This window comes from Paraburkholderia sp. SARCC-3016 (genome assembly GCF_031119615.1).
In the GTDB taxonomy this organism is placed as follows: Bacteria; Pseudomonadota; Gammaproteobacteria; order Burkholderiales; family Burkholderiaceae; genus Paraburkholderia.
Genome location: NZ_JAVHZD010000023.1, coordinates 1 through 24021 on the forward strand (window position 1 = coordinate 1; position 24021 = coordinate 24021).

Sequence of the window (24021 nt, forward strand, 5' to 3'; positions counted from 1 at the left end):
CAACAGGTTTTTAACTTCACTCCACCTGCCCGACGCCGCGAAAGCCCCGCCATTGCTGGCGATCCCGCTCACTTCCTCTTTCCGCACTTTCTTCAACTGCGCCTCACAAAGACGCTGTCCGAAGCGCGAAAGACGGCGATTCTAGCTACTCGCCACAGCACGCGCAAGTGGTTATTTGAAGAACGCCCATCTATCGATGCTTGAATACCGGTTTGCGCTTCTCGAGGAACGCCGCCATTCCCTCCTTCTGGTCGTCAGTTGCGAACAGCGAGTGGAACAGACGACGCTCGAATCGCACGCCTTCGGCAAGCGTCGTTTCGTATGCGCTGTTGACCGATTCCTTCACCATCATCACCGCCGGCAAAGGAAATTCCGCAATCGTCGCGGCCGCTGCCATCGCCTCGTCGAGCAACGACGCCGCCGGTACGACCCGCGACACCAATCCGGCACGCTCGGCCTCGTCCGCATCCATGAAGCGGGCGGTCAGACACATGTCCATTGCCTTCGCCTTGGAAACGGCACGCGGCAATCGTTGCGTGCCCCCCGCGCCAGGCATGATGCCGAGCTTGATTTCAGGTTGACCGAACTTCGCGGTATCCGCCGCGATGATGATGTCGCACAGCATCGCCAGTTCGCAGCCGCCGCCCAACGCGAAACCCGCCACCGCAGCAATGATCGGCTTGCGGATCCGCCGCACCGCCTCCCAGTTACGCGTGATGTAGTCGCTTTTGTACACATCCATATAGGAGTACTTCGACATCATCGCGATGTCGGCCCCTGCAGCGAATGCCTTCTCGCTGCCGGTGATGATCATCGCCCCGATGCCGTCGTCCGCGTCGAACGCGTGCAGGGCTTCGCCCAGCTCATCGATTAGCGCGTCGCTTAGCGCATTGAGCGCCTTCGGTCGATTCAGCGTGATGAGACCGACCCGACCTCTCGTTTCGACCAGAATGTTTTCGTATGCCATGCAACCTCCGAGGTTGTACCGAAAGCACGCGAAATGTGTTCGCGCGCGACACCAACAATGCTAACATTTGCCAACCAACCGGTCGGTCAATTATTTGACGGAATCGACCTTTCTATCTTGTTCTGCACGGCTTCCGCGATGACTCATCCGTTATTCAGCAAGCACGAAGATACGCTGCAAAAGGCGCTCGCCGCGATTGAAACGCGCGGCTACTGGAGCCCATTTGTCGAAATGCCAAGTCCCAAAGTGTACGGGGAAACGGCTAACGCCGATGGCGAAGCCGCGTTCCGTGCTTATCTGAACAGCACGTTCGAGATTGACCAGCCGACGAGCGGCAACACGGTCGGCTCCGAGTCGTCACCATTCGGTTTTCCGTTGGGCATCCGATATCCGGCTGCCGATGCAGACGCGCTGATCAACGCGGCAACGGCCGCTCAGCGTGGCTGGCGAGACGCCGGTCCGACCGCGTGGATCGGCACGAGCCTCGAAATACTTGCCCGGCTGAATGGGGCAAGCTTCGAGATCGGCTACGCGATCATGCACACGACCGGCCAGGCGTTCATGATGGCCTTTCAGGCTGGCGGCCCGCATGCACAGGACCGCGCGCTCGAGGCGATCGCTTATGCGTGGGATCAGTTGCGCCGCGTCCCGTCCGACGCGCACTGGGAAAAACCGCAAGGCAAAAACCCACCTCTCGCGATGCATAAGCGCTTCACCGTTGTTCCGCGCGGCACCGGGCTCGTGCTCGGTTGCTGCACGTTTCCGACATGGAACAGTTACCCGGGCCTGTTCGCCGATCTTGCGACCGGTAACACAGTGATCGTCAAGCCGCATCCCGGCGCGATCCTGCCGCTCGCCATTACGGTACGCATTGCGCGCGAGGTGCTGCGCGAAGCGGGCTTCGACCCAAACGTCGTGACCCTGCTCGCGACCGAGCCGAATGACGGCGAACTGGTTCAGGATCTCGCGTTGCGTCCGCAGATCAAGCTGATCGACTTCACCGGCAGCACGCACAACGGCACCTGGCTCGAACGCAACGCGCATCAGGCGCATGTGTTCACCGAAAAGGCCGGCGTGAACCAGATCGTGATCGACTCGGTCGACGATATTAAGGCTGCCGCACGCAACATCGCATTTTCGCTGGCGTTGTATTCGGGCCAGATGTGCACCGCTCCGCAGAACATCTATATACCGCGCGCCGGCGTCAAAACCGCCGAAGGCACAATGCCCTTCGATGCCGTCGCGCAAACCATAGCCGCCGCCGTCGACAGGATGCTCGCCGACCCGGCGAAAGCAGTCGAGCTGCTCGGCGCCGTGCAAAACGAAGGCGTCGTCCAGCGAATCGACGAAGCACGCAAGCTCGGCCGCGTGCTACTCGATAGCCGCGTGCTCACGCATCCTGCTTTCGCCAATGCGCGCGTGCGGACGCCGCTGATTCTGCAGCTGGACGCCGCCGGCGATTCGGCCCAACTGACCAAAGAATGGTTCGGGCCGATCTCATTCGTCGTCGCGACCGATTCCACCCGTCAATCACTCGAGCTTGCCGCGCGCACGGCCGCCGAACACGGCGCGTTGACGTTCTCGGTCTACAGCACCGACGACAGCGTGATCGAGGCGGCGCATGAAGCGTCGCTGCGCGGCGGCGTTGCACTGTCGATCAATCTGACGGGCGGTGTTTTCGTCAATCAGTCCGCTGCGTTCTCCGATTTCCATGGCACGGGCGCGAATCCTGCGGCCAATGCGACGTTGAGCGACGCCGCGTTCGTTGCCAATCGATTCCGCATCGTTCAAAGCCGCGCTCATGTTGAACCAAAACCGACTGTCGCGTAAGTCGGCCGAACGGCATATGCCATTTGGCCGACTGTTGCGGAACGGCGCCGCGCTCTAACATGTTCCAAGGGTCGCGCTCCCGCGGGCCCTGAAGCGCTGCAAGAGTAACCACAGGAATCCGAACCAGGTTCGGATGAATCAGCGCGCCCGGGAGCTGCGTACGGAAGAAAGCTCGATTCGGAAATGCGATAGCGATCGAACCGTGCACTCCGCTCGTCCGCAGCGACGCAATTTCACATCCGCCGTGCAAGGAGACGACCGATGGCATATGAAGCAATCCGCGTAGTCAACGACTCGACAAGCCACGTCGTGACAATCACGCTAAACCGTCCCGACAGGCTCAACAGCTTTACGCGCGCGATGCACGAAGAGTTCGCCGCGGCGCTCGCCGACGCGCAAGCTTCAGGCGCACGCGCGCTAGTCATCACCGGCGCCGGCCGCGGCTTTTGCGCGGGTCAGGATCTAGCCGACCTCGACTTCACACCCGGCTCGATGACCGACCTCGGCGACGTCATCGGTCAGCAATTCAACCCGCTCATCCGCCGGCTTCAGGCGATGCCGATGCCGGTCATCGCCGCCGTCAACGGCACCGCCGCAGGTGCCGGCGCGAATGTAGCGTTCGCGTGCGACATCGTGCTTGCAGCGCGCTCCGCAAGCTTCATTCAGGCGTTCGTCAAGATCGGCCTCGTGCCCGATTCGGGCGGCACATGGTTCCTGCCGCGCCGCGTCGGTCTCGCTCGCGCACTCGGCCTTGCAATCACCGGCGACAAGCTCTCCGCGGAAAAGGCGGAAAGCTGGGGGCTCATCTGGCAAGCCGTCGACGATGGCGAATTGGCGTCGACCGCATCGGAACTTGCCGCGCATCTCGCGCAGCAGCCCACGCAGGCGATTGTCGCGACCCGGCTTGCCATGCATAGCGGCATGACTCAAACGCTCGATCAGCAACTCGATATCGAACGCGATCTGCAACGCGCGCTGGGCACGTCGCACGACTATGCGGAAGGTGTGAGCGCATTTATCGAAAAACGCGCGCCTCGATTCGAGGGCATCTGACATGTCGACACAACCGACCCACCCGCGACAACCGCAACATAGCGCGTCGATGTCGGCCGACGAACTCGCGCGCGCCACGGCCGCCGCGATGTTCGAAGCCGACGCATGCGGTCGCGCGCTCGGTATCGAGCTGCTCGAAGTGCGTGAAGGCTACGCGCGGATGCAAATGCGCGTGCGCGCGGACTTTCTGAATGGCCACCGTATCTGTCACGGCGGGCTCATTTTCACGCTCGCCGATTCCGCATTCGCGTTTGCCTGCAATTCGCACAACGTCAACACTGTCGCATCCGGCTGCTCGATCGAGTTTTTGCGGCCCGTGCACAGCGGCGACACGTTGACTGCGGAAGCAGTCGAACAATCGCTGACCGGGCGCACGGGCATCTATGACATTCGCGTCACCAACCGCGCGAACGAAACCGTCGCGATGTTCCGCGGTAAATCGTCACAGATCAAAGGAACGGTGATTCCCACGGACGGGTAACGGAGGAGCGCGTCCACTTTGGGTGCCGAGAGGCTTCGCGGGCTTCGATACGCCGTGACATCGCACCGCCACGACGCAACGCGACGAGTGACGTCAGGCCTCGCCACGCCATGCCGCCGCCGCGCCTCGCATTTGGACCACCATGCATGCGCCCCTGATTGGCGCGGCAATGCAGCTAGCACACTGACGCGCCCGCACTCGACAAGGAGAGCCATCCAATGAAACCCTCGCTTCCACTTGATCCTATCGAAATAGCGAGCCGCGACGAGCTTGCGTCGCTACAGCTCGATCGACTCAAATGGTCGCTCAACCATGCATACGAAAACTCGCCCGTCTATCGACGCAAGTTCAATGAAGCCGGCGTCCACCCGTCCGATCTGAAAACGCTCGCGCACCTGTCCCGCTTCCCGTTCACATCGAAGCAGGACCTGCGCGACAACTACCCATTCGGTCTTTTTGCCGTGCCGCAGGACCGGGTTGCACGGATTCACGCGTCGTCTGGTACCACAGGCAAGCCGACCGTCGTCGGCTACACCGCGCGCGACATCGACACATGGGCCATGCTTGTCGCGCGCTCGATCCGCGCAGCAGGTGCGCAACCCGGCGACAAGGTTCACGTCAGTTACGGCTACGGTCTCTTCACAGGCGGACTCGGCGCGCACTACGGTGCAGAACGCGCGGGTCTGACGGTCATTCCGTTCGGCGGCGGCCAGACCGAAAAGCAGGTGCAGCTGATACAGGACTTCGAGCCCGACATCATCATGGCGACACCGAGCTACATGCTGTCGATTGCCGACGAACTCGAGCGACAGGGCATCGATCCGGCGCGGTGTTCATTGCGAATCGGCATCTTCGGCGCCGAGCCGTGGACCAACGACATGCGCCGCGCAATCGAAGCACGCGTGGGTATCGACGCGGTGGACATCTATGGCCTGTCCGAAGTGATGGGGCCCGGTGTCGCATCGGAATGCGTCGAAACAAAGGATGGCCCGACGGTCTGGGAAGATCACTTCTACCCCGAAATCGTCGACCCGGAGACCGGAGAAGCATTGCCCGACGGCGAGTTCGGCGAACTCGTGTTCACGTCGTTGACGAAAGAAGCGCTGCCGATCATCCGCTACCGGACGCGGGATCTGACACGTCTGTTGCCCGGTAGCGCGCGCACCATGCGGCGCATGGAAAAAGTCACGGGGCGCTGCGACGACATGATGATCGTGCGCGGTGTTAACGTGTTTCCGACGCAGATCGAAGAACTGCTGCTCAAACAGCATGCGCTCGCGCCGCACTATCAGATCGTCTTAACGAAAGACGGGCCGCTCGACGTCATGACGGTCAATGTCGAACCGCATCCCGCGATGGTGGCGGACATCGCGGTGCTGCGCGCGGCACAACAGGCACTCGTCTACGACATCAAGGCGCTGATCGGCATAACGACCGTCGTCAACGTGCTAGCGGTGAACGGCATCGAGCGCTCGGTCGGCAAGGCACGCCGCGTAATCGACAAGCGCAAGGCGCGCGCGTAAATGGTCGTCCGCATGACCGTAGACGACCGCTGCATAACCCCACAGGACCGCCGCTTGACCGGGCCGCAGCGAACTCGCACGCCCTCTCTTTTTGGTCCCCACCGCCCGCCCCACCCGGCCCAACCGAAAATCCAGACCGATAATCCCAACGCTCAAGAATTCGGCAACAACAACCACATGCGCCCGGTCTGCTTCATCTTGCCGGCAAGGTCACCCGCTTCATCGCCGAGTCCCCAGAAATAATCGGCACGCACGCCGCCTTTGATCGCCGTTCCCGTGTCCTGCGCAAAGACGAGGCGATTCATCGGCGCATTGGTCAAGGGCCGCGTCGTCTGCAGGAACACCGGCGTGCCGAGCGGGATGGACGACGGATCCACCGCAATCGAACGCTCGGGCGTCAACGGCACGCCAAGCGCGCCGATCGGACCATCGGCGCCACCGGCCGGCGCCGCTTCCCCCGACGCCATTTCGCGGAAGAACACAAACCGCGGGTTCGTATCGAGCAAGGCATCGACGCGCGACGGATTTGCGCGCGCCCATGCCTTGATGCCCTGCATCGTCGCCTGCGCAGGCGTGATTTCGCGCTGGTCGAGTAGCCAGCGGCCGATCGACCGGTACGGCTGGTTGTTGGTCCCGCCGAAGCCGACCCGCATCACGCTGCCGTCTTCCATCACGACGCGTCCGGACCCCTGCACCTGCAGGAAGAACGCCTCGATCGGATCGTCGACCCAGACAAGCTCGTTACCGTCGAGCACGCCCGACCGCTCGAGTTGCGCGCGCGGCGGCAGCGCCGCGCCCACGCGATAACCGGATGGCCAGTGATAAAGCGCCGTCTGATAGATGCCGTGACGCGTGCGCGAGCCGTGCAGCAGCGGCTCGTAATAACCGGTCACGAGGCCGTCGAGCGTGCCGTCGGTGTTCGCGAACTGAAAAGGCGTGAAGTACTTTTCGAAGAAGCTCCGCGCACCGGCGACGTCGAGATCGTCGATCTGTTCGGCCGCCACGCACGCACGCTGCCAGTTCGCCTGACGCGCGAGCCTCGCGCAGTTCTGCCGCAAGGCGGCTGTCGCGCCGATCAGCGAATCGTCCTGCCAGCCCGGCACCTGTTGCCAGGCGACCGGCGTGAGCCGCGCTGCGGCGATTTGCCCCGGTATGAGCGCCGCGCCGGTCGGCGCATTCGCTAACGGCCGAACGGCCTGGCGTCCGCCGCACGCGGCGAGGATCGCCGCCATCGAAACCGTCGCCGCCCACGTCGCGGCGCCGCGGACAAACCGCATACAATGTTCGTTCTTGATGGAAACCGCCATGTCTGATCTGCTCGACGAATATCCGATGCTCATTTTTGCGCTGGAAGCATTTCTGGCGCTGTTTCTGCTCGTCTTCATCGTGGTGTGGACCACGTCGGGTAAAAAGAAACTGGCACGAAAGGAACAGCAACAGAGGGAACAGGCGCAGCAGGCGCAAAACACGCAGCAACAAACCGCGCAGGCACCAGCGCCCGCGCAACAGCCGCCGCGCAGCTAGTCACGCCACGAATCGCGCTACGAATCACGTCCCCAAGCGCGCCACAGATCGAGCCGCCACTTGCGCCGCCAGCCGCACCATCAGCCGGCCGGAAAAAACGGGAAATGAAACCGCGCCGCTTCAATGCAGCGTGCGCGGCATGCGCAAGACGAATTCGGGCACCGGGGCTTCGAAACGCTCGCCGTCTTCCGCCACGCAGAAATACTCGCCGCGCATCGTGCCGACCGGGGTCGCGATGACAGCCCAGCTCGTGTATTCGAATTGCTCGCCGGGTTTGAGAAGCGGCTGATGCCCGACCACGCCCAATCCTTTCACTTCCTGAACGTGGTTTTCACTATCCGTAATCACCCAATGGCGGGCGATCAGTTGCGCGGGCGCCTGGCCGGTATTGCGGATCGTCAGCGTGTAGGCGAACGCATATTGCCGGCGTTCCGGATCCGACTCGTCCGGCAGGTAACGCACCTGCGACGACACGCTGAATTGGTACTGGCTCATCCTGTTTTGCCTGATTCCAAAGTGGTGCGACAGGCGCGGTTCGTGATGACATGGCATTCTGCTTGATGAAACGCACGCCCGCAACCGCGCTGGTTACACGCTGGTCACCCGTTGACCGCCCGTCATCCCCCGCTGCAGCGGTGCAAAGCGCAGACCAGGCCGTCACGCGCATGTGACGTTAAAATAACGCTTCTCGCGCAACTGTCCGGGCCGTATCGTCATGACGAAATTCCACATCGCCCCCAGCATTCTGTCCGCTGACTTCTCGCGGCTCGGTGAAGAAGTCCGCAACGTCGTCGCCGCCGGCGCCGACTGGATCCACTTCGACGTGATGGACAACCATTACGTCCCGAACCTGACAATCGGCCCGCTCGTCTGCGAAGCAATCCGTCCGCACGTGCAGGTGCCGATCGACGTGCATCTGATGGTGAAGCCGGTCGACCGCATCGTGCCCGACTTCGCGAAAGCCGGCGCGAACGTGATCAGCTTCCATCCCGAAGCATCCGATCATATCGACCGCACGCTCACGCTAATTCGCGATCACGGCTGCAAGGCCGGCCTCGTGTTCAATCCCGCCACTTCCCTCAACTATCTCGACCATGTGATGGACCGCATCGATCTCGTGCTGATCATGTCGGTGAATCCGGGTTTTGGCGGGCAATCGTTCATTCCCGAAGCGCTGAACAAGCTGCGCGAAGCGCGCGCGCGCATCAACGCGTACCGCGAGAAGACCGGCCGCGAAATACATCTCGAAGTGGATGGCGGCGTGAAAATCGACAACATCGCGGAAATCGCGGCCGCGGGCGCGGACACGTTCGTCGCGGGGTCGGCCATTTTCGGCCACCCCGACTACAAGACGATCATTAGCCAGATGCGCTCCGCCATCGCCCACATCGAGCATTGACACCAATACCAACACCAACACCGACACGAACATGACGACGCCCGCTCGCTACGCCGCCCCCGTGTTGTCCGCACCGCGCCTCGTCGCGGCGATCATCGACCTCGACGGTACGATGGTCGATACGGCCGACGATTTCACCGCCGGCCTGAACGGCATGCTCGCGCAGCTCGACGCGGAAGAAACGTCGCGCGAAGAAGTGATCGACTACGTCGGCAAGGGTTCGGAGCACCTGATCCGCAGCGTGCTCGCGCCGCGCTTCCCGGCCGATCATGCACAGGACCGCTTCGACGAGGCGCTCGCCATCTATCAGGCCGAATACGCGAAGATCAACGGGCTGCATACGCGGCTCTACCCGGACGTCGAAGCAGGCCTCGCCGCGCTGCGCGACGCGGGTCTCAAGCTTGCATGCGTGACCAACAAGCCGCACCGGTTCGCGGTCGAACTGTTGAAGCAGTACAAGCTCTTTCCGCTCTTCAGCGTCGTGATCGGCGGCGACAGTCTGGCGAAGAAAAAGCCCGATCCGCTGCCGATGCTCGCCGCCTGCGACGCGATGCAGGTGCCGCCGCAGGCGACGGTCGCGATCGGCGATTCGGAGAACGACGCGCTCGCGGGCCGCGCAGCCGGCATGGCAACGCTCACGCTGCCGTACGGCTACAACCATGGGCAAGCTGTACAAACAATCAAATCGGATGGTATAGTGGCCTCTCTGCTCGAGGCTGCAAAAGCCATCGCCGCACATAATCAGGCAAGACCCGAGGCGAACGCCGAAGCAACATCCTAAGCATCATCGGTTGCCTGAAACCCTCACTGACCCAACAGTCCTTCTTCATGTTTCTGAACAGAAAACGGAGTCTGAGCAGCATCGACCGGGGAGCATGGCCCTGGCGTCGCTGGTCGCGCTAACCTCTCACCGAGGTTCGCTGAAGCTTGTCTTCAGCCACGTTTTTAGTTCGCTGCGCACCGTGCGCTTTCCTGTTTCAAGTTTTCTGCAACTGCGTGGCCTCGTTGCGCCGTCTCATTGCACCGTGTAATCGCACCGTTTACGCGATCTGTCGCGGACGTGGTGTACATTCGCGGTCCACGGAAGGCAGATACGCATTGTCAGGAAAGCGCGCGCCGGTCGAATGCATCGTTTCGAATCGCGAGCCCGACCGGCAGCGCAACGCCCCGCTTTGTCCGACGCCCGCTGCGGCCGGACGTACGAACAGGATCGGAACATGACCGAACTCGAATTCCAGTCTCTCGCGAACGAGGGCTACAACCGCATTCCGCTGATCGCCGAGGCGCTCGCGGACCTCGAAACGCCGCTGTCGCTCTATCTGAAACTCGCGCAATCCGAGCGCAACGGTGCGAACTCGTTTCTGCTCGAATCGGTGGTGGGCGGTGAGCGGTTCGGCCGCTACTCGTTCATCGGCCTGCCGGCACGCACGCTCGTGCGCACGCGCAACGGCGTGTCCGAAGTCGTCAAGGACGGCAAGGTCGTCGAGACGCACGAGGGCGATCCGCTCGAGTTCATCCAGCAGTTCCAGAAACGCTTCAAGGTTGCGCAGCGTCCGGGTCTGCCGCGCTTCGCGGGCGGTCTTGCCGGCTACTTCGGCTACGACGCGGTGCGCTATATGGAGAAGAAGCTCGCACACAGCGCGCCGCCGGACGATCTGAACCTGCCCGACATCCAGTTGCTGCTGACCGAAGAAGTCGCGGTCATCGACAACCTCGCGGGCAAGCTCTATCTCGTCGTCTATGTCGATCCGGCCGCACCGGAGGCGTACACGCGCGCCAAACATCGGCTGCGCGAACTGCGCCAGCGGTTGCGCGTGTCGGTGCAGCCGCCCGTCACATCGGCAAGCGTGCGCACCGACATCTATCGCGAGTTCAAGAAAGACGATTACCTCGCGGCCGTGCGCAAGGCGAAGGAATACATCGCCGCCGGCGAGCTGATGCAGGTGCAGGTCGGCCAGCGGCTGACCAAGCCGTATCGCGACAATCCGCTTTCGCTATACCGCGCGCTGCGTTCGCTGAACCCGTCGCCGTATATGTATTACTACAACTTCGGCGATTTCCACGTCGTCGGTTCATCGCCGGAAATTCTCGTACGTCAGGAAAAGCGCGGCGAAGACCGGATGGTCACGATCCGTCCGCTCGCAGGCACGCGTGCGCGCGGCAACACGCCCGAGCGCGACGCCGAACTCGCCCACGAATTGCTGAACGATCCGAAGGAAATCGCCGAACACGTAATGCTGATCGACCTCGCGCGCAACGACGTGGGCCGCATCGCGCAAATCGGCTCGGTCGTCGTCACCGACAAGATGGCAATCGAAAAGTACTCGCACGTGCAGCACATCGTGAGTTCGGTCGAAGGCAAGCTGAAGCCGGGCATCACGAACTTCGACGTGCTGCGCGCGACGTTCCCGGCCGGCACGCTGTCCGGCGCGCCGAAGGTACGCGCGCTCGAACTGATCGACGAGCTCGAGCCGGTCAAGCGCGGCTTGTACGGTGGCGCGGTCGGCTACCTGTCGTTCACGGGCGACATGGACCTCGCAATCGCGATTCGCACCGGCGTCATCTGCAACGGCAATCTGTATGTGCAGGCGGCGGCGGGCGTGGTCGCCGACTCGGTGCCCGAGTCCGAATGGCAGGAGACCGAGAACAAGGCACGCGCGGTGATGCGTGCCGCCGAGCAGGTGCAAGACGGCCTCGATAGCGACTTCTGACCGGAGAAAGACCATGCTGCTGATGATCGACAACTACGACTCGTTCACCTATAACCTGGTCCAGTACTTCGGCGAACTCGGCGAAGACGTGCGGACCTATCGCAACGACGAAATCACACCCGACGAAATCGCCAGGCTGAACCCCGAGCGCATCTGTCTGTCGCCGGGACCGAGCAACCCGCAGCACGCGGGCATCACGCTCGACGTGCTGCGCGAGTTCTCCGGCAAGATTCCGATTTTCGGCGTGTGCCTCGGCCATCAGGCGATCGGCGAGGCGTTCGGCGGCCGCGTCGTGCGCGCGCAGACCATCATGCACGGCAAGGTGAGCCAGATCGAAACCGACTGCAAGGGCGTATTCTCCGATCTGCCGAAGCACTTCACGGTCACGCGCTATCACTCGCTGGCAATCGAACGCGAATCGCTGCCCGATTGTCTCGAAGTGTCGGCATGGACGCCCGACGGCGAAATCATGGGCGTGCGGCACAAGACGCTCGCGGTCGAAGGCGTGCAGTTCCACCCGGAATCGATCCTGTCCGAACACGGTCACGCGCTGCTCGAAAACTTCATCAAGCAATCGAAACGTGCGGGCGCCGCAGCCACGTCGAGCTAAAAACAACAAGGTCAAGGGAGGCGCCATGATTACGCCACAGGAAGCGCTCCAGCGCACGATCGAGCACCGCGAGATCTTTCACGACGAAATGCTGCACCTGATGCGGCTCATCATGCGCGGCGAGCTTTCGACAGCGCAGACCGCGGCGATTCTCACCGGCCTGCGCGTCAAGAAGGAAACGATCGGCGAAATCGCCGCGGCGGCCACGGTGATGCGCGAGTTCGCGCATCACGTCGAAGTCGAAGACAGTTCGAACTTCGTCGATATCGTCGGCACCGGCGGCGACGGCGCGCATACGTTCAACATCTCGACGGCGACGATGTTCGTTGCCGCCGGCGCCGGCGCCAAGGTCGCCAAGCACGGCAACCGCAGCGTATCGAGCAAGTCGGGCAGCGCGGACGTACTCGAGGCGCTCGGTGTCAATATCGATTTGCAGCCGGAGCAGGTCGCGGCGTCGATCGCCGAAACCGGCATGGGCTTCATGTACGCGCCGAACCACCATCCGGCGATGAAGAACGTGCAGGCCGTGCGCCGCGAACTCGGCGTGCGAACCATCTTCAATATTCTCGGCCCGCTGACCAATCCGGCCGGAGCGCCGAACCAGCTGCAAGGCGTATTTCATCCGGACCTCGTCGGCATCCAGGTGCGCGTGATGCAGCGGCTCGGGGCGAAGCACGTGCTCGTCGTGTACGGCAAGGACGGCATGGATGAAGTGTCGCTCGGCGCCGCAACGCTCGTTGGCGAGTTGCGCGACGGTGACGTGTACGAATACGAGATCCATCCCGAGGACTTCGGCATGCAGATGGTGTCGAACCGCACGCTGAAGGTGGCCGATGCAGCTGCCTCGAAGGTGATGCTGCTCGAAGCGCTCGACGACACGCCGGGCGTTGCACGCGAGATCGTCATGCTCAATGCGGGCACTGCACTGTATGCGGCGAATGTGTCGTCGTCGATCGCAGCCGGCATCGAGCTTGCGCGCGAAACCATCGCGAGCGGCCGCGCGCGGGCGAAGGTCGACGAACTCGTGCGCTTTACCCAGCAATTCAAGCGTTGAATGCAAGCAATGACTTTTGGATCGGTATTCGTATTGGAGCGGCCATGAGCGATATTCTCGAACGCATCATCGACGTCAAGCGCGCGGAAGTACGCGCCGCCGAGCAAAGCGCGCCGCTCGAAGAGCTACGGCTCGAAGCGTCGGCGCGCGATCATCGCGATTTCGTCGGCGCATTGCGCGCGAAACATGCGGCAGGCCAACCGGCCGTGATCGCCGAGGTGAAAAAAGCAAGCCCGTCGAAGGGCGTGATCCGCGAGCATTTCGTGCCGGCCGAGATTGCGCGCTCGTATGCGCAGCATGGTGCGGCCTGCCTGTCGGTGCTCACCGACGTGCAGTTTTTCAAAGGCAGCGCCGCGTATCTGGAAGAGGCGCGCGCCGCTTGCGACTTGCCGGTGCTGCGCAAGGACTTCATCATCGACCCGTATCAGGTCGTCGAAGCGCGCGCGATGGGCGCCGATGCGATCCTGCTGATCGCGGCCGCGCTCGAAACGTCGCAGATGCAGGAACTCGAAGCGTTCGCGCATTCGCTGGGGCTCGCGGTGCTCGTCGAAGTGCACGACAAGAACGAGCTTGTCGAAGCGCTCACCTTGAAGACACCGCTGATCGGCATCAACAATCGCAATCTGCGCACGTTCGAAACGTCGCTCGAGACGACGATCGGTATGCTCGAGATGATTCCCGAAGAACGCATCGTCGTAACCGAATCGGGCATTCTGTCGCGCGTCGACGTCGAGCGGCTGCGCGCGCTCGACGTCAATACGTTCCTCGTCGGCGAGGCGTTTATGCGCGCCGAAGAACCGGGCGTCGAACTCGCGCGGATGTTTTTCTGACGTGCGGCAAGCGCGGAACGCTGGTCTGCGAACCGCAACCTGCGGCACGGCACATGCAGGCCGGCAGTTGAAGCACTCGACGGAGTAATCGATGGGCATCGAACGCGAAATCAAGCTTGCGCTGCCGGCCGACCAGGCTGACGCGGCGACGCAATGGCTGACCGCGCGCACGGGCGAGGCCGGCCAGCCGCTCGCGCTCGACAATCTGTATTTCGACACGCCGTCGCTGACGCTCGCCCGGTCGAAAAGCGCGCTGCGGCTACGCCGCACGCCCGACAGCTGGCTACAGACATTCAAGACGGTCGGCACCGCGCAGTCCGGCATGCATAGCCGTCACGAATGGGAAATGCCGGTCGCGGGGCCGGCGCTCGACATCGACGCCCTGCTGCACGCCTGCGACGACGCGTACGCCGCGGCGGCTTTGCGCAACGCGGCGCCGCAGCTCATCGAACTGTTTCGCACGAATTTCACGCGTACGCTGTGGCTCGTCGACCATCGCGGCACGCATATCGAAGCGGCGATCGACCGCGGCGAGATCGTCGCGGATGTCGAAGGCTCGACGCGCCGCGCGCCCATCTGCGAAATCGAACTCGAACTGAAAAGCGGCGACGAAGCGGCGTTGCACGCGTTTGCCGCCGAGCTGATGGCGGGCGTGCCGGGCCTTGCGCCCGAAGACGTCAGCAAGGCGCAGCGCGGATACCGGTTGCGCGAGCTCGGCAGCGGTACGGCGTAGGCGGACCGCGATGCGTGGGCTACTTGAGCCGCACCGCATTAGCTGCGACACTCTTCGGCCATGACCTCCGCCACCCGCTCCCGCTCCGCTTCTTCGTCGCAGCGCTCGCTATTCGGCGAAGACGGCGCAGAAACGTCCGCGTCGAAAACCGGCCCGACCACTTCGGCGCCGAATCCGTCTCCGTCTGTGTCTTCCGCCCCGCCGACCCTCGAAGCGCAATTCGATGCGCTTCCGCCCGCATGGCGCGCGCATCTGAAGCCGTTTATAGATAGCGACGCGTACGCGCCGCTGTGCCGTTTCGTCGATGGCGAACGGGCGGCCGGCAAGACCGTCTACCCGGCCGACGTATTCCGCGCGCTGCGCCTGACGAGCCCCGACGACGTGAAAGTCGTGATCCTCGGCCAGGATCCGTATCACGGCGAAGACCGCGGCACGCCTCAGGCGCATGGCCTCGCGTTTTCAGTGCCGCCCCAGGTGCGGCCGCCGCCTTCGCTGCGCAATATCTTCAAGGAGATTGCCGCGAGCCTCGGCTACGCATCGCCCGCGCACGGCTGTCTCGATGCGTGGGCAAAACAGGGGGTGCTGCTCTTGAACACGGTACTGACGGTGGAGCGCAATCAGGCCGCAAGTCACGCGAAGCGCGGCTGGGAAAAGTGCACGGACACGCTGATCCACGAACTGGCGACGCGCCACGAAGGACTTGTGTTCATGCTGTGGGGCTCGCACGCGCAGGCGAAACGCGCGCTGCTCGACGGCAAGACCGATCGCGCGCATGGCGAGCCTTCTCGCCTACCGCTCCTCATGCCGCACCTCATGCCGCACTGCATCCCGCATTGCATTCTCGAGGCGCCGCATCCGTCGCCGCTCTCCGCGCACCGCGGATTTCTCGGCTGCCGGCATTTCGCGCTGGCCAACGAATATCTCGAAGCGCACGGCCGCAAGCCAATCGACTGGCGGCTGCCCGACGAAGCGCAGGTACTGGCCTGACCCGCGAAACACGCCATCGGAAAACCGGAGAGAAAAAACGCCGCGGAATCGTGTTCCGCGGCGTTTGCGTCCCGACGCAAGGCAGATGATGTTGCCCGCGCCCTGAACCTCGTGCGACGACTGCTTTCTCGCTGCTTTCTCGCTGTTTTCTTGCTGTTTCTCTTATGCAGCAGCCGCAATCGCTTCACGCGCACTGGCAAGCGCCGCCGCCGCCACGTCCTGCCCCATATTGAGGCCTTCTGCGTAGATGAACGAGACGTCGGTCATGCCGAGGAAACCGAGGAAAGTCTGCAGATACGGCGTTTGCGAATCGCCCGGCGTGCCCAGATACTTGCCGCCGCGTGCCGATACGACAAACACCTTCTTGCCCTTCACGAGGCCTTCAGGACCGGTCGGGCCGTACTTGAACGTGATGCCGGCGCGTGCGATGAAATCGAAATACGTCTTTAGCTGCGTCGAGATGCCGAAGTTGTACAGCGGAGCGCCGATCACGATGATGTCGGCGGCCTGCAGTTCGGCGATCAGCGCGTCGCTGCGCGTGGCGATTGCCTGCTGCTCGGCCGTGCGCTGGTCGGCCGGCGTGAAGAACGCGCCGAGGACGTTGTCGTCGAGGTGCGGCAGCGCATCGCTATACAGATCGCGGACGACGACGCGCGCGCCGGGGTTCGACTGTTGCAACTTTTCGGTAAGTTCGTTGGATAGCAGCGTCGATTGAGCGCCTTGCGAGCGGGCGGCCGAGTTGATCTGAAGAATCGTGGTCATCTTTGACTCCATCCAGTAAGGGACGCGCTATGCGTTGCGCGATTGGGAGCCATTCTGAATTCTCAGCGATCCTTGAAAAAGTAGCGCCACAGCGACGGATTGTTGCAATGGTGGAACAATCGTGCCGCACAGGAAACGACGGGCTACGCTCAACTCCTCAGCCAGCGCGCGCGCCAGCCACGCGCAGCGGCGGACGCGCCGCGACCGTCGCCCGATTTCCGGGCAGACTTTGCGGATTCTTCCGCCTTGCCGACCTTGCGCGCTTTCCCGGATTTGGCCCCTGCCCCGCCGCCCTTCGCCTCGCCCTTCACGGTCAGCTTGTAGCGCGGCACTTCGGGCTCGTCGAGCTTCAGTTGCGCGACCCGCAGCTCGTCGCGGCGGAACGCGTGTAGTTCCACCTTCGTACCCGGCACATAACGCGCGAGCAGCGCATCGAGATTCGAGCCGGTCACACGCAAGCCATCGAGTGCGACGAGCACATCGCCAGCCGAGAGTCCGGCCTTCTGCGCCGCGCCGCCGTCGAACACGGCGGCCAGTGTGCATTCCGCGCCGCCGCGCACGCGCGCGCCGAGCGACGGCTTGCCGTTCTTCCCCGCATCGGGCGCGAGCTCGATGCCGGCCGGCGCGAGCAATTCCGCGAGCGGCAAGTCACGCGTGCCGTACACGCCATTTGCAAAGATGTCCGCGAGATCGGCGCCCGTTGCTTCGGCAAACAGCGCCTCGACGTCGCCTTCTTCGATGCCGAGCGGCTTGCCGCGATAAAAATCGCGACCATAGCGCTGCCACAGCAGGCGCATTACATCGTCGAGCGAGCGGCGGTGCCCCGTCTGCGCGCGAATCGTCAGATCGAACGCGAGCGCGACAAGCGAGCCTTTCGTGTAATAGCTGACGATCGCATTCGACGCGTTCTCGTCCTGCCGGTAGTACTTGACCCACGTGTCGTACGAGCTTTCCGCCACGCTCTGCTTCAGGCGCCCGCTGCCGCGCAGCACGCTGCCGATCGTCTTGCCGACCATCGTCAGATAGTCGTCTTCGCCGATCACGCCGCTGCGTACGAGCATCAGATCGTCGTAATACGACGTGAAGCCTTCGAAGAGCCACAGCAGCGTCGTGTAGTTCTCGCGTGTCAGATCGTACGGCGCGAACGCGGCCGGCTTGATGCGCTTCACGTTCCACGTATGAAAGTATTCGTGGCTGCAAAGGCCGAGATAGGTGCGATAGCCGTCGGTCATGTCCTCGCGGCCCGTCACCGGCAGATCGGTGCGATTGCAGATCAGCGCGGTCGAGGCGCGATGTTCGAGACCGCCGTATCCGTCGCTGACCACTTGCGTCATGAACACATAACGGTCGACAGGCGCCTTCTTCGTGCGCGGTTCGAACAGTGCAATCTGCGCTTCGCAGACGCGTTTCAGATCGGCCGCGAGCCGCGGCATGTCGAGCCCGATCACGCGGCCCGCGATCACGATGTCGTGCGGCACGCCATGCGCCTTGAACGTGGCGAGTTCGAATTCGCCGAGCGTCACCGGATGGTCGATAAGCTCGTCGTAATTCTGCGCCTGATATGCGCCGAATCCGTAGCGCTTCGTGCCGCGCGCTTCCGGCAACGCGGTCGCGACGCGCCAGTCGCGATACGCCGCGCCGTCGGGCTTGCGGATATCGACCACGCATGCCGCATTCTCGTGCCCGAGCGCCGCGAGAAACACGCTCGTGCCGTTGAAGAAGCCGATCGTGTCGTCGAGATGCGCGGCCCGCACCGACATATCCCACGCATAGACCTCATAACGCAGCGTCAGTGCGCCCTTCACAGGCGCCGCCTGCCACGTGTGCTTGTCGGTCTTGTCGATGCGCACCTTGCGGCCCGCGTCGTTGAACGCGCGCAGCGTGACGATATTGCGTTCGAACTCGCGCACCATGTAACTGCCCGGAATCCACACGGGCAACATGAAGCGCTGGCCGTCGGGATCGGGGTCCGCGACGGTGACGGAAACTTCGAACAGATGTGCGGCCGGTTGCTTCGGGACGATGGCGTAGTGGATCGGCTTCATCGTTCAGTGCACGCTGGCCAGCGCCTTGTCCAGCTGATCGGCGGGCACGGCGCCCGGCAAACGGCGGCCATCGGCAAGAAACACCGTCGGCGTGCCGCTGACGTTCATCGACTGGCCGAGCGACAGATTCTTGTCGATCGCTGCCGTGTCGCAGGTGCCGGCGGCGCTCGGTGCGTGGCGCTCCGTCATCCACGATTCCCATGCCTTCGCGCGATCGGTCGAACACCAGATCGACTTGGCTTTCGCCGTCGAATCGGGCGACAGCACCGGATAGAGGAACGTGTACACCGTGATGTTATCGACCGACTTCAACGTGTTCTCGAGTTGCCGGCAATACGGGCAATTCGGATCCGAAAACACCGCGATCTTGCGGCTACCGTCGCCTTTCACGACTTTCACCGCGTTAGCAAACGGCAGGCTCGCGAAGTCGATGCGGTTCAGATCGGAAAGACGCGCTTCGGTGATGTTCTTGCGCGTCTTCGCGTCGACGAGATCGCCGAGCACGAGATAGTCGCCGGTGGCATCGCTGTAGAGAATTTGCGTGCCGAGATTGACCTCGTAGAGACCGGCGATCGGCGACTTCGACACGCCCTTGATCTCGACGTCGTTGCCGAGGCGCGACTGCAGCGTCGACTTGAGCTTGTCGGTGGTCTGATCGGCCTGCGCGGAGCAGCCGAGCGCGACGGCGGCAACCGTCAGTACGAGCGCCGCTATGCGAATACGTTTCTTCATCATTGAACTCCCTTGTCCGATGTCGCCATTGCACACGAAATGTGCAACGCTTGCACGCGCGATCGCGCACGCTGTTCTTGCCGAAGTGTTCTTACCGATGCCTTCTGGCCGCTGTTCGGCACGCTGTCAGCCCGGCTTTGGCCTCGCTGTCGTCCTGTAAAGACCGGCGCGGGCGCGCGCCGTTCATCCCGTGTTTCCTTTTCGCCCGGCGCCGTGCTGCGGGGGGCGGCCTCAGCCGAGCGCCGACGATACGAGCCAGCGTTTGATGAGCGGCTGCGCGCCGACGAACGACATGCCGACATTGCGCACCGCGCGCGCCACGAAGCCCGGCACGGCGAACAGCTTTTGCAAACCATCGGTGGCGATCATCAGCGCGCGGATGTCTTCGCTGCGCGAACGCTCGTAGCGCCGCAGCAGCACCATGTCGCCGAGATCGCGGAATGCCTCTTTCTTCGCGATCACATCGGCGAGCGACGCGACGTCGCGCAGCCCCAGATTCATACCTTGTCCGGCGAGCGGATGGATCAGATGCGCGGCGTCGCCAACCAGCGCGACGCGCGGCGCGACGAGCCGGTCGACCGTTTGCAGCGCGAGCGGAAAGCCTTTGGCCGGCGTCACGCATTCGAGCGCGCCGAGCGCGCTCGTCGTGACGCGCTCGACTTCGGCGGCGAGACGCGCCGGCGCGAGCGACATCAGCTGTTCGGCATGTTCGGTGTGCGCGGACCACACGAGCGATACATGCCCGTCGGGCAGCGGCAGCAACGCGATGATTTCGCCGTCGCGGAACCACTGGTATGCGGTCTCGCCGTGCGGCCGCGCGGCCTTGAAGTTGGCGACCACGCCGGTTTGCCGGTAATCGCGCCGGTCGACTTTCGAGCCGATCTGCGCACGCACCCACGAATGCGCGCCGTCCGCGCCGACCACGAGATCGGCCTCGAGCACATTGCCGTTCGCGAGACCGATTGTCGCGCCGGTTGTCTGAACGTCGAGCCCTTGCGCGCGCGAGTCGAACCACGTGACATTCGGCTGGAAACGCAGTGCGGAATCGAGTGCGTGCTCGATCAGCGACGATTCGGCGATCCACGCCAGTTGCGGCACGGCCGCCTGGAACGCTGAGAAATGCAGTTCGGCATGCGCGTCGCCGTAGACGCGCATGTCGTAGACGGGCGAAAGACGTGCGATGTCGAGCGCCTGCCAGACCCGCAACCGCTCGAGCAACGCCTGCGAACTCGACGACAGCGCATAGATGCGCGAGTCGAATACGGCGTCCGGCGCAAGCGGCGCACAGTGCTGTGCGAGCAGTGCGACGCGCAGGCCCGTCTGCGTCAGCGCGAGCGCCGCCGTCTTGCCGACTAGCCCGCCGCCGATCACCGCGGCGTCGAAAGTCTGGTGGTGTGCATTCATGCGCGCATTATAGCCGCGCGGGGTTGCCGGATCGGGGCGGCGGGCGCGCGCAGGGCGGCGGTGGGGCGCGCGTGGTCAGTCAAGCGGGGATCAAGCGGGAGCAAGCGGATCGTCATGCCGCAAGCCGGGAACGGGCACCTCGACAGGGTTACAATTGCGGTTTCCCGTGCCCGCCCCAGTCCGCAAGGCGGTTCGTTTCGAAGCCGCGCGCGTCGGCGTCTTCGGCAGGACGGCTCAGTCCGCCCGGTTCGCCTCTTGCGCATCGTGTGGAGCGCACGCCGCGCGAGCGGCGGGTTTGCCTGCGCGGCGCAGCACATCGTCATCTGTCTTTTAGAGAAACTCCATGAGCCTCAAATGCGGCATCGTCGGCTTGCCTAACGTCGGCAAGTCCACCCTGTTCAACGCGCTGACGAAGGCGGGCATCGCCGCCGAGAACTATCCGTTCTGCACGATCGAGCCGAACGTCGGCGTCGTCGAGGTGCCGGACAAGCGGCTTACGGCGCTCGCCGAAATCGTGAAGCCCGAGCGCATCGTGCCGGCTGTCGTCGAATTCGTCGACATCGCGGGCCTCGTCGCCGGCGCGAGCAAGGGTGAGGGCCTCGGCAACCAGTTCCTCGCCAACATTCGCGAAACCGACGCGATCACGCACGTCGTACGCTGCTTCGAAGACGAAAACGTGATTCACGTCGCTGGCAAAGTCGACCCGCTGTCGGATATCGAGGTGATCAACACCGAGCTCGCGCTCGCCGACCTCGCGACCGTCGAAAAGGCGCTCACGCGCTACGCGAAGGCCGCGAAGTCGGGCAACGACAAGGAAGCCGTCAAGCTCGCCGCCGTGCTCGAAAAGGTGCGTGCGCAACTGGATCAGGCGAAGGCCGTACGCGGCCTCGATCTGAACGAAGACGAACAGGCGCTGATCAAGCCGTTCTGCCTGATCACGGCGAAGCCGGCCATGTATGTCGCGAACGTGAAGGAAGACGGCTTCGAAAACAATCCGCATCTCGATGCGGTGCGCAAGTACGCTGAAAGCGAGAAGTCGCCGGTCGTCGCCGTATGCGCGGCCATCGAGGCGGAAATCGCCGACCTCGCCGACGAAGACAAGGAAGTGTTCCTCGCCGATATGGGCATGGACGAGCCGGGCCTGAACCGCGTGATTCGCGCGGGCTTCAAGCTGCTCGGTCTGCAGACGTACTTCACGGCGGGCGTCAAGGAAGTGCGTGCGTGGACGATTCATATCGGCGATACGGCGCCGCAAGCCGCGGGGGCGATCCATACCGACTTCGAACGCGGTTTCATCCGCGCGCAGACGATCGGCTTCGACGACTTCATCACGTACAAGGGCGAACAGGGCGCGAAGGAAGCGGGCAAGATGCGCGCTGAAGGCAAGGAATACGTCGTGCACGATGGCGATGTGATGAACTTCCTGTTCAATGTCTAGCGACGCACCTCTCCCGCCCTCATGCGCGACGCCACCATGACCATCGACGACCTGCAGAAGCAATTACTTGCCTTCCGCGACGCGCGCGACTGGCAGCAATTCCATACGCTGCGCAACCTGATCGTCTCGGCGAGCATCGAGGCGGGCGAACTGCTCGAAACCGTGCAATGGAAAACCGACGCCGGGATCGACGAGCTGGTCGCCGATCCGGTGCAGCGCAAACATCTCGAGCACGAATGCGCGGACGTGCTCATGTATCTGATGCTGATCGCCGAAAAAGCCGGCTTCGACCTCGTCGAAGCGGCCGCCGACAAGCTGAAACTCAACGAAACGCGTTACCCCGTGGAAAAGGCCAAGGGAAAGTCCACCAAATATTCGGCGCTTTAGCCGCACGCCTTCACCGTTTTCCGATGACGACCGCAACATTAATTGCGCGTTTTGTTCCGCTATCATCGGCATCTTTACATACTGAAACGTCTCTTTCGCCCGCCTGTCATCGACCACAACTAGAATCGCGCGACCCCAACCTCCGTCGCGTGCCCTAGCAAAAGGAGACAAATCGATGCATCGCAAGCCGCTCATCCGTTCTTTTTCCGTCGCAATCACCGTCGCGTTCGCCGCAGCAGGCGTCGGCATCAGCCCCAGCGCTCGCGCCGCCACCGAGATCCAGTTCTGGCACGCCATGGAAGCCGCGCTCGGCGAACGCCTGAACGACATCGCCAACGACTTCAACAAGTCGCAAAGCGACTACAAGATCGTCCCCGTCTTCAAGGGCACCTACGACCAGACGCTCGCCGCCGGCATCGCCGCGTACCGCAGCGGCAACGCGCCGGCGATCCTGCAGGTCTACGAAGTCGGCACCGCGACGATGATGCAGGCGAAGAAAGCGGTGATCCCCGTCTCCGATGTGTTCAGGCAGGCCGGCATCCCGCTCGACGAAAAAGCGTTCGTGCCGACCATCGCGAGCTATTACAGCGACTCGAAAACCGGCCACCTGATCTCGATGCCGTTCAACAGCTCGACGCCGGTGCTCTACTACAACAAGGATGCGTTCAAAAAGGCCGGCCTCGACCCGAACCAGCCGCCGAAAACATGGCCCGAAGTCGAACAGGATGCGCGCAAGCTGAAAGCATCGGGCATGTCGTGCGGCTACTCGTCGGGCTGGCAAAGCTGGATTCAGCTCGAAAACTACAGCGCATGGCACGCTGCGCCGTTCGCCACCAGGAACAACGGCTTCGACGGCCTCGACGCGCAACTCGAATTCAACAAGCCGCTGCAGATCGCGCATATCCAGTTCCTGCAGAACATGGCGAAGGAAGGCACGTTCACCTATGCAGGGCGCAAGGACGAGCCCGTCTCGAAGTTCTATAGCGGCGATTGCGCGATCATCACGAACTCGTCGGGCTCGCTCGCGACAATCCGCAAGTACGCGAAGTTCGATTTCGGCACCGGCATGATGCCGTACGACCCAGGCGTGAAAGGCGCGCCGCAGAACGCGATGATCGGCGGCGCGAGCCTATGGGTGCTGTCGGGCAAGGATCCGGCCGTCTATAAGGGCGTCGCGAAGTTTCTTGAATATCTGACTTCGCCGCCGGTCGCCGCAAAGTGGCATCAGGACACCGGTTATCTGCCGGTCACGACGGCCGCGTACCAGCTCACGCAGCAACAGGGCTTCTACGAAAAGAACCCCGGCAGCGACACCGCCATCAAACAGATGTTGAACAAGCCGCCGCTGCCGTACACGAAGGGCCTGCGCCTCGGCAACATGCCGCAGATCCGCACGGTCATCGACGAAGAGCTCGAACAGGTGTGGGCGCAGAAGAAGTCGCCGAAGGATGCACTCGATTCGTCGGTGTCACGCGGCAACGAGCTGCTGCGCCGCTTCGAAAAGGCCGGTAGCTAGAACCGGGGGCAACGATAGCCGGCCGCGAACGGGCG

23 protein-coding genes and 1 pseudogene are annotated in these 24021 nt (G+C 63.1%); 17 read left to right on the forward strand and 7 right to left on the reverse strand.

All coding sequences use genetic code 11. The features are described 5' to 3' along the window. Positions 1 to 204: hypothetical protein (locus tag QYH69_RS22340; RefSeq protein ID WP_308833965.1), on the forward strand; the 204-nt coding region annotated here is incomplete at its 5' end. On the opposite strand, the gene QYH69_RS22345 is transcribed toward QYH69_RS22340, so the two are convergent. Then, on the reverse strand, positions 191 to 967 hold the full coding sequence (locus QYH69_RS22345; RefSeq protein WP_308833966.1) for an enoyl-CoA hydratase: 777 nt from the start codon (positions 965 to 967) through the stop codon (positions 191 to 193). The two genes, QYH69_RS22340 and QYH69_RS22345, sit on opposite strands and share 14 nt — an antisense overlap. A 138-nt stretch (positions 968 to 1105) precedes the next feature. Here QYH69_RS22345 and paaN point away from each other — a divergent pair, with 138 nt between their 5' ends. From paaN to paaK, 4 genes are all read left to right on the forward strand, one after another. Further along, positions 1106 to 2797, forward strand: a complete 1692-nt coding sequence (gene paaN / locus QYH69_RS22350; protein ID WP_308834058.1) for a phenylacetic acid degradation protein PaaN — start codon at positions 1106 to 1108, stop codon at positions 2795 to 2797. A gap of 261 nt (positions 2798 to 3058) precedes the next feature. Then, positions 3059 to 3850, forward strand: coding sequence for a 2-(1,2-epoxy-1,2-dihydrophenyl)acetyl-CoA isomerase PaaG (paaG, locus tag QYH69_RS22355; RefSeq protein WP_308833967.1), 792 nt, complete (start codon positions 3059 to 3061; stop codon positions 3848 to 3850). A 1-nt stretch (position 3851) separates the two neighbouring features. Beyond that, complete coding sequence (gene paaI / locus QYH69_RS22360) at positions 3852 to 4331, forward strand: hydroxyphenylacetyl-CoA thioesterase PaaI (protein ID WP_308833968.1); 480 nt, start codon at positions 3852 to 3854, stop codon at positions 4329 to 4331. Between the two features lie 218 nt (positions 4332 to 4549). Beyond that, positions 4550 to 5854, forward strand: coding sequence for a phenylacetate--CoA ligase PaaK (paaK, locus tag QYH69_RS22365; protein ID WP_308833969.1), 1305 nt, complete (start codon positions 4550 to 4552; stop codon positions 5852 to 5854). 152 nt (positions 5855 to 6006) lie between these two features. Here paaK and QYH69_RS22370 read toward each other — a convergent pair whose 3' ends face one another. Further along, complete coding sequence (locus QYH69_RS22370) at positions 6007 to 7239, reverse strand: MltA domain-containing protein (protein ID WP_308833970.1); 1233 nt, start codon at positions 7237 to 7239, stop codon at positions 6007 to 6009. On the opposite strand from QYH69_RS22370, the gene QYH69_RS22375 reads away from it, so the two are divergent. After that, entirely contained in the window at positions 7160 to 7378 is a 219-nt protein-coding gene (locus tag QYH69_RS22375; protein WP_308833971.1) for a hypothetical protein, read from the forward strand. The two genes, QYH69_RS22370 and QYH69_RS22375, sit on opposite strands and share 80 nt — an antisense overlap. Before the next feature lie 120 nt (positions 7379 to 7498). On the opposite strand, the gene apaG is transcribed toward QYH69_RS22375, so the two are convergent. After that, positions 7499 to 7873, reverse strand: coding sequence for a Co2+/Mg2+ efflux protein ApaG (gene apaG, locus QYH69_RS22380; protein WP_075158250.1), 375 nt, complete (start codon positions 7871 to 7873; stop codon positions 7499 to 7501). 220 nt (positions 7874 to 8093) lie between these two features. Between apaG and rpe the strand changes: the two genes are divergently transcribed. The 8 genes from rpe (at position 8094) to QYH69_RS22420 (ending at position 15702) form a co-directional block, all read left to right on the forward strand. Further along, positions 8094 to 8777 (forward strand): ribulose-phosphate 3-epimerase, encoded by a 684-nt coding sequence (gene rpe / locus QYH69_RS22385; RefSeq protein ID WP_075158251.1) that lies wholly within the window; start codon positions 8094 to 8096, stop codon positions 8775 to 8777. Positions 8778 to 8808: 31 nt separating this feature from the next. Beyond that, entirely contained in the window at positions 8809 to 9558 is a 750-nt protein-coding gene (locus QYH69_RS22390) for a phosphoglycolate phosphatase (RefSeq protein WP_308833972.1), read from the forward strand. Between the two features lie 436 nt (positions 9559 to 9994). Beyond that, positions 9995 to 11488, forward strand: coding sequence for an anthranilate synthase component I (trpE, locus tag QYH69_RS22395; RefSeq protein WP_308833973.1), 1494 nt, complete (start codon positions 9995 to 9997; stop codon positions 11486 to 11488). 13 nt (positions 11489 to 11501) lie between these two features. Continuing rightward, the gene (locus tag QYH69_RS22400) at positions 11502 to 12098 is read left to right on the forward strand and encodes an aminodeoxychorismate/anthranilate synthase component II (protein ID WP_308833974.1); all 597 of its coding nucleotides are present in this window, start codon (positions 11502 to 11504) and stop codon (positions 12096 to 12098) included. 25 nt (positions 12099 to 12123) lie between these two features. Beyond that, positions 12124 to 13152, forward strand: a complete 1029-nt coding sequence (trpD, locus tag QYH69_RS22405; protein ID WP_308833975.1) for an anthranilate phosphoribosyltransferase — start codon at positions 12124 to 12126, stop codon at positions 13150 to 13152. A 44-nt stretch (positions 13153 to 13196) separates the two neighbouring features. After that, positions 13197 to 13982 (forward strand): indole-3-glycerol phosphate synthase TrpC, encoded by a 786-nt coding sequence (gene trpC / locus QYH69_RS22410; protein WP_308833976.1) that lies wholly within the window; start codon positions 13197 to 13199, stop codon positions 13980 to 13982. Positions 13983 to 14073: 91 nt separating this feature from the next. After that, on the forward strand, positions 14074 to 14715 hold the full coding sequence (locus QYH69_RS22415; RefSeq protein WP_308833977.1) for a CYTH domain-containing protein: 642 nt from the start codon (positions 14074 to 14076) through the stop codon (positions 14713 to 14715). Positions 14716 to 14775: 60 nt separating this feature from the next. Next, the gene (locus QYH69_RS22420; protein WP_308833978.1) at positions 14776 to 15702 is read left to right on the forward strand and encodes a uracil-DNA glycosylase; all 927 of its coding nucleotides are present in this window, start codon (positions 14776 to 14778) and stop codon (positions 15700 to 15702) included. Positions 15703 to 15864: 162 nt separating this feature from the next. Here the strand turns inward: QYH69_RS22420 and QYH69_RS22425 are convergent, their stop codons facing one another. The 4 genes and pseudogenes from QYH69_RS22425 to QYH69_RS22440 all read right to left on the reverse strand — a co-directional run bounded on the left by QYH69_RS22425 (position 15865) and on the right by QYH69_RS22440 (position 20645). Beyond that, positions 15865 to 16464 (reverse strand): NAD(P)H-dependent oxidoreductase, encoded by a 600-nt coding sequence (locus QYH69_RS22425; protein ID WP_308833979.1) that lies wholly within the window; start codon positions 16462 to 16464, stop codon positions 15865 to 15867. A gap of 308 nt (positions 16465 to 16772) precedes the next feature. Continuing rightward, positions 16773 to 18509, reverse strand: a pseudogene (locus QYH69_RS22430) (M61 family metallopeptidase); the annotation flags it as partial. A 3-nt stretch (positions 18510 to 18512) separates the two neighbouring features. Next, positions 18513 to 19241, reverse strand: coding sequence for a DsbC family protein (locus tag QYH69_RS22435; protein WP_308834059.1), 729 nt, complete (start codon positions 19239 to 19241; stop codon positions 18513 to 18515). A gap of 231 nt (positions 19242 to 19472) precedes the next feature. Further along, positions 19473 to 20645 (reverse strand): UbiH/UbiF family hydroxylase, encoded by a 1173-nt coding sequence (locus tag QYH69_RS22440; RefSeq protein ID WP_308833980.1) that lies wholly within the window; start codon positions 20643 to 20645, stop codon positions 19473 to 19475. A 343-nt stretch (positions 20646 to 20988) separates the two neighbouring features. Here QYH69_RS22440 and ychF point away from each other — a divergent pair, with 343 nt between their 5' ends. The 3 genes from ychF to ugpB all read left to right on the forward strand — a co-directional run bounded on the left by ychF (position 20989) and on the right by ugpB (position 23986). Next, positions 20989 to 22083 (forward strand): redox-regulated ATPase YchF, encoded by a 1095-nt coding sequence (gene ychF / locus QYH69_RS22445; RefSeq protein WP_075158259.1) that lies wholly within the window; start codon positions 20989 to 20991, stop codon positions 22081 to 22083. A 36-nt stretch (positions 22084 to 22119) separates the two neighbouring features. Further along, positions 22120 to 22470: a nucleotide pyrophosphohydrolase gene (locus QYH69_RS22450; protein ID WP_308833981.1), complete on the forward strand. Its 351-nt coding sequence runs from the start codon at positions 22120 to 22122 to the stop codon at positions 22468 to 22470. Positions 22471 to 22645: 175 nt separating this feature from the next. Continuing rightward, entirely contained in the window at positions 22646 to 23986 is a 1341-nt protein-coding gene (ugpB, locus tag QYH69_RS22455) for a sn-glycerol-3-phosphate ABC transporter substrate-binding protein UgpB (protein ID WP_308833982.1), read from the forward strand. The last annotated feature ends 35 nt before the right edge of the window (positions 23987 to 24021 follow it).

Coding starts and splice junctions, on each gene's coding strand:
- QYH69_RS22345 (WP_308833966.1), bottom strand. CDS start 967: ATGGCATACGAAAACATTCTGGTCGAAACGAGAGGTCGGGTCGGTCTC.
- paaN (WP_308834058.1), top strand. CDS start 1,106: ATGACTCATCCGTTATTCAGCAAGCACGAAGATACGCTGCAAAAGGCG.
- paaG (WP_308833967.1), top strand. CDS start 3,059: ATGGCATATGAAGCAATCCGCGTAGTCAACGACTCGACAAGCCACGTC.
- paaI (WP_308833968.1), top strand. CDS start 3,852: ATGTCGACACAACCGACCCACCCGCGACAACCGCAACATAGCGCGTCG.
- paaK (WP_308833969.1), top strand. CDS start 4,550: ATGAAACCCTCGCTTCCACTTGATCCTATCGAAATAGCGAGCCGCGAC.
- QYH69_RS22375 (WP_308833971.1), top strand. CDS start 7,160: ATGTCTGATCTGCTCGACGAATATCCGATGCTCATTTTTGCGCTGGAA.
- QYH69_RS22370 (WP_308833970.1), bottom strand. CDS start 7,239: ATGAAGACGAGCAGAAACAGCGCCAGAAATGCTTCCAGCGCAAAAATG.
- apaG (WP_075158250.1), bottom strand. CDS start 7,873: ATGAGCCAGTACCAATTCAGCGTGTCGTCGCAGGTGCGTTACCTGCCG.
- rpe (WP_075158251.1), top strand. CDS start 8,094: ATGACGAAATTCCACATCGCCCCCAGCATTCTGTCCGCTGACTTCTCG.
- QYH69_RS22390 (WP_308833972.1), top strand. CDS start 8,809: ATGACGACGCCCGCTCGCTACGCCGCCCCCGTGTTGTCCGCACCGCGC.
- trpE (WP_308833973.1), top strand. CDS start 9,995: ATGACCGAACTCGAATTCCAGTCTCTCGCGAACGAGGGCTACAACCGC.
- QYH69_RS22400 (WP_308833974.1), top strand. CDS start 11,502: ATGCTGCTGATGATCGACAACTACGACTCGTTCACCTATAACCTGGTC.
- trpD (WP_308833975.1), top strand. CDS start 12,124: ATGATTACGCCACAGGAAGCGCTCCAGCGCACGATCGAGCACCGCGAG.
- trpC (WP_308833976.1), top strand. CDS start 13,197: ATGAGCGATATTCTCGAACGCATCATCGACGTCAAGCGCGCGGAAGTA.
- QYH69_RS22415 (WP_308833977.1), top strand. CDS start 14,074: ATGGGCATCGAACGCGAAATCAAGCTTGCGCTGCCGGCCGACCAGGCT.
- QYH69_RS22420 (WP_308833978.1), top strand. CDS start 14,776: ATGACCTCCGCCACCCGCTCCCGCTCCGCTTCTTCGTCGCAGCGCTCG.
- QYH69_RS22425 (WP_308833979.1), bottom strand. CDS start 16,464: ATGACCACGATTCTTCAGATCAACTCGGCCGCCCGCTCGCAAGGCGCT.
- QYH69_RS22435 (WP_308834059.1), bottom strand. CDS start 19,241: ATGAAGAAACGTATTCGCATAGCGGCGCTCGTACTGACGGTTGCCGCC.
- QYH69_RS22440 (WP_308833980.1), bottom strand. CDS start 20,645: ATGAATGCACACCACCAGACTTTCGACGCCGCGGTGATCGGCGGCGGG.
- ychF (WP_075158259.1), top strand. CDS start 20,989: ATGAGCCTCAAATGCGGCATCGTCGGCTTGCCTAACGTCGGCAAGTCC.
- QYH69_RS22450 (WP_308833981.1), top strand. CDS start 22,120: ATGACCATCGACGACCTGCAGAAGCAATTACTTGCCTTCCGCGACGCG.
- ugpB (WP_308833982.1), top strand. CDS start 22,646: ATGCATCGCAAGCCGCTCATCCGTTCTTTTTCCGTCGCAATCACCGTC.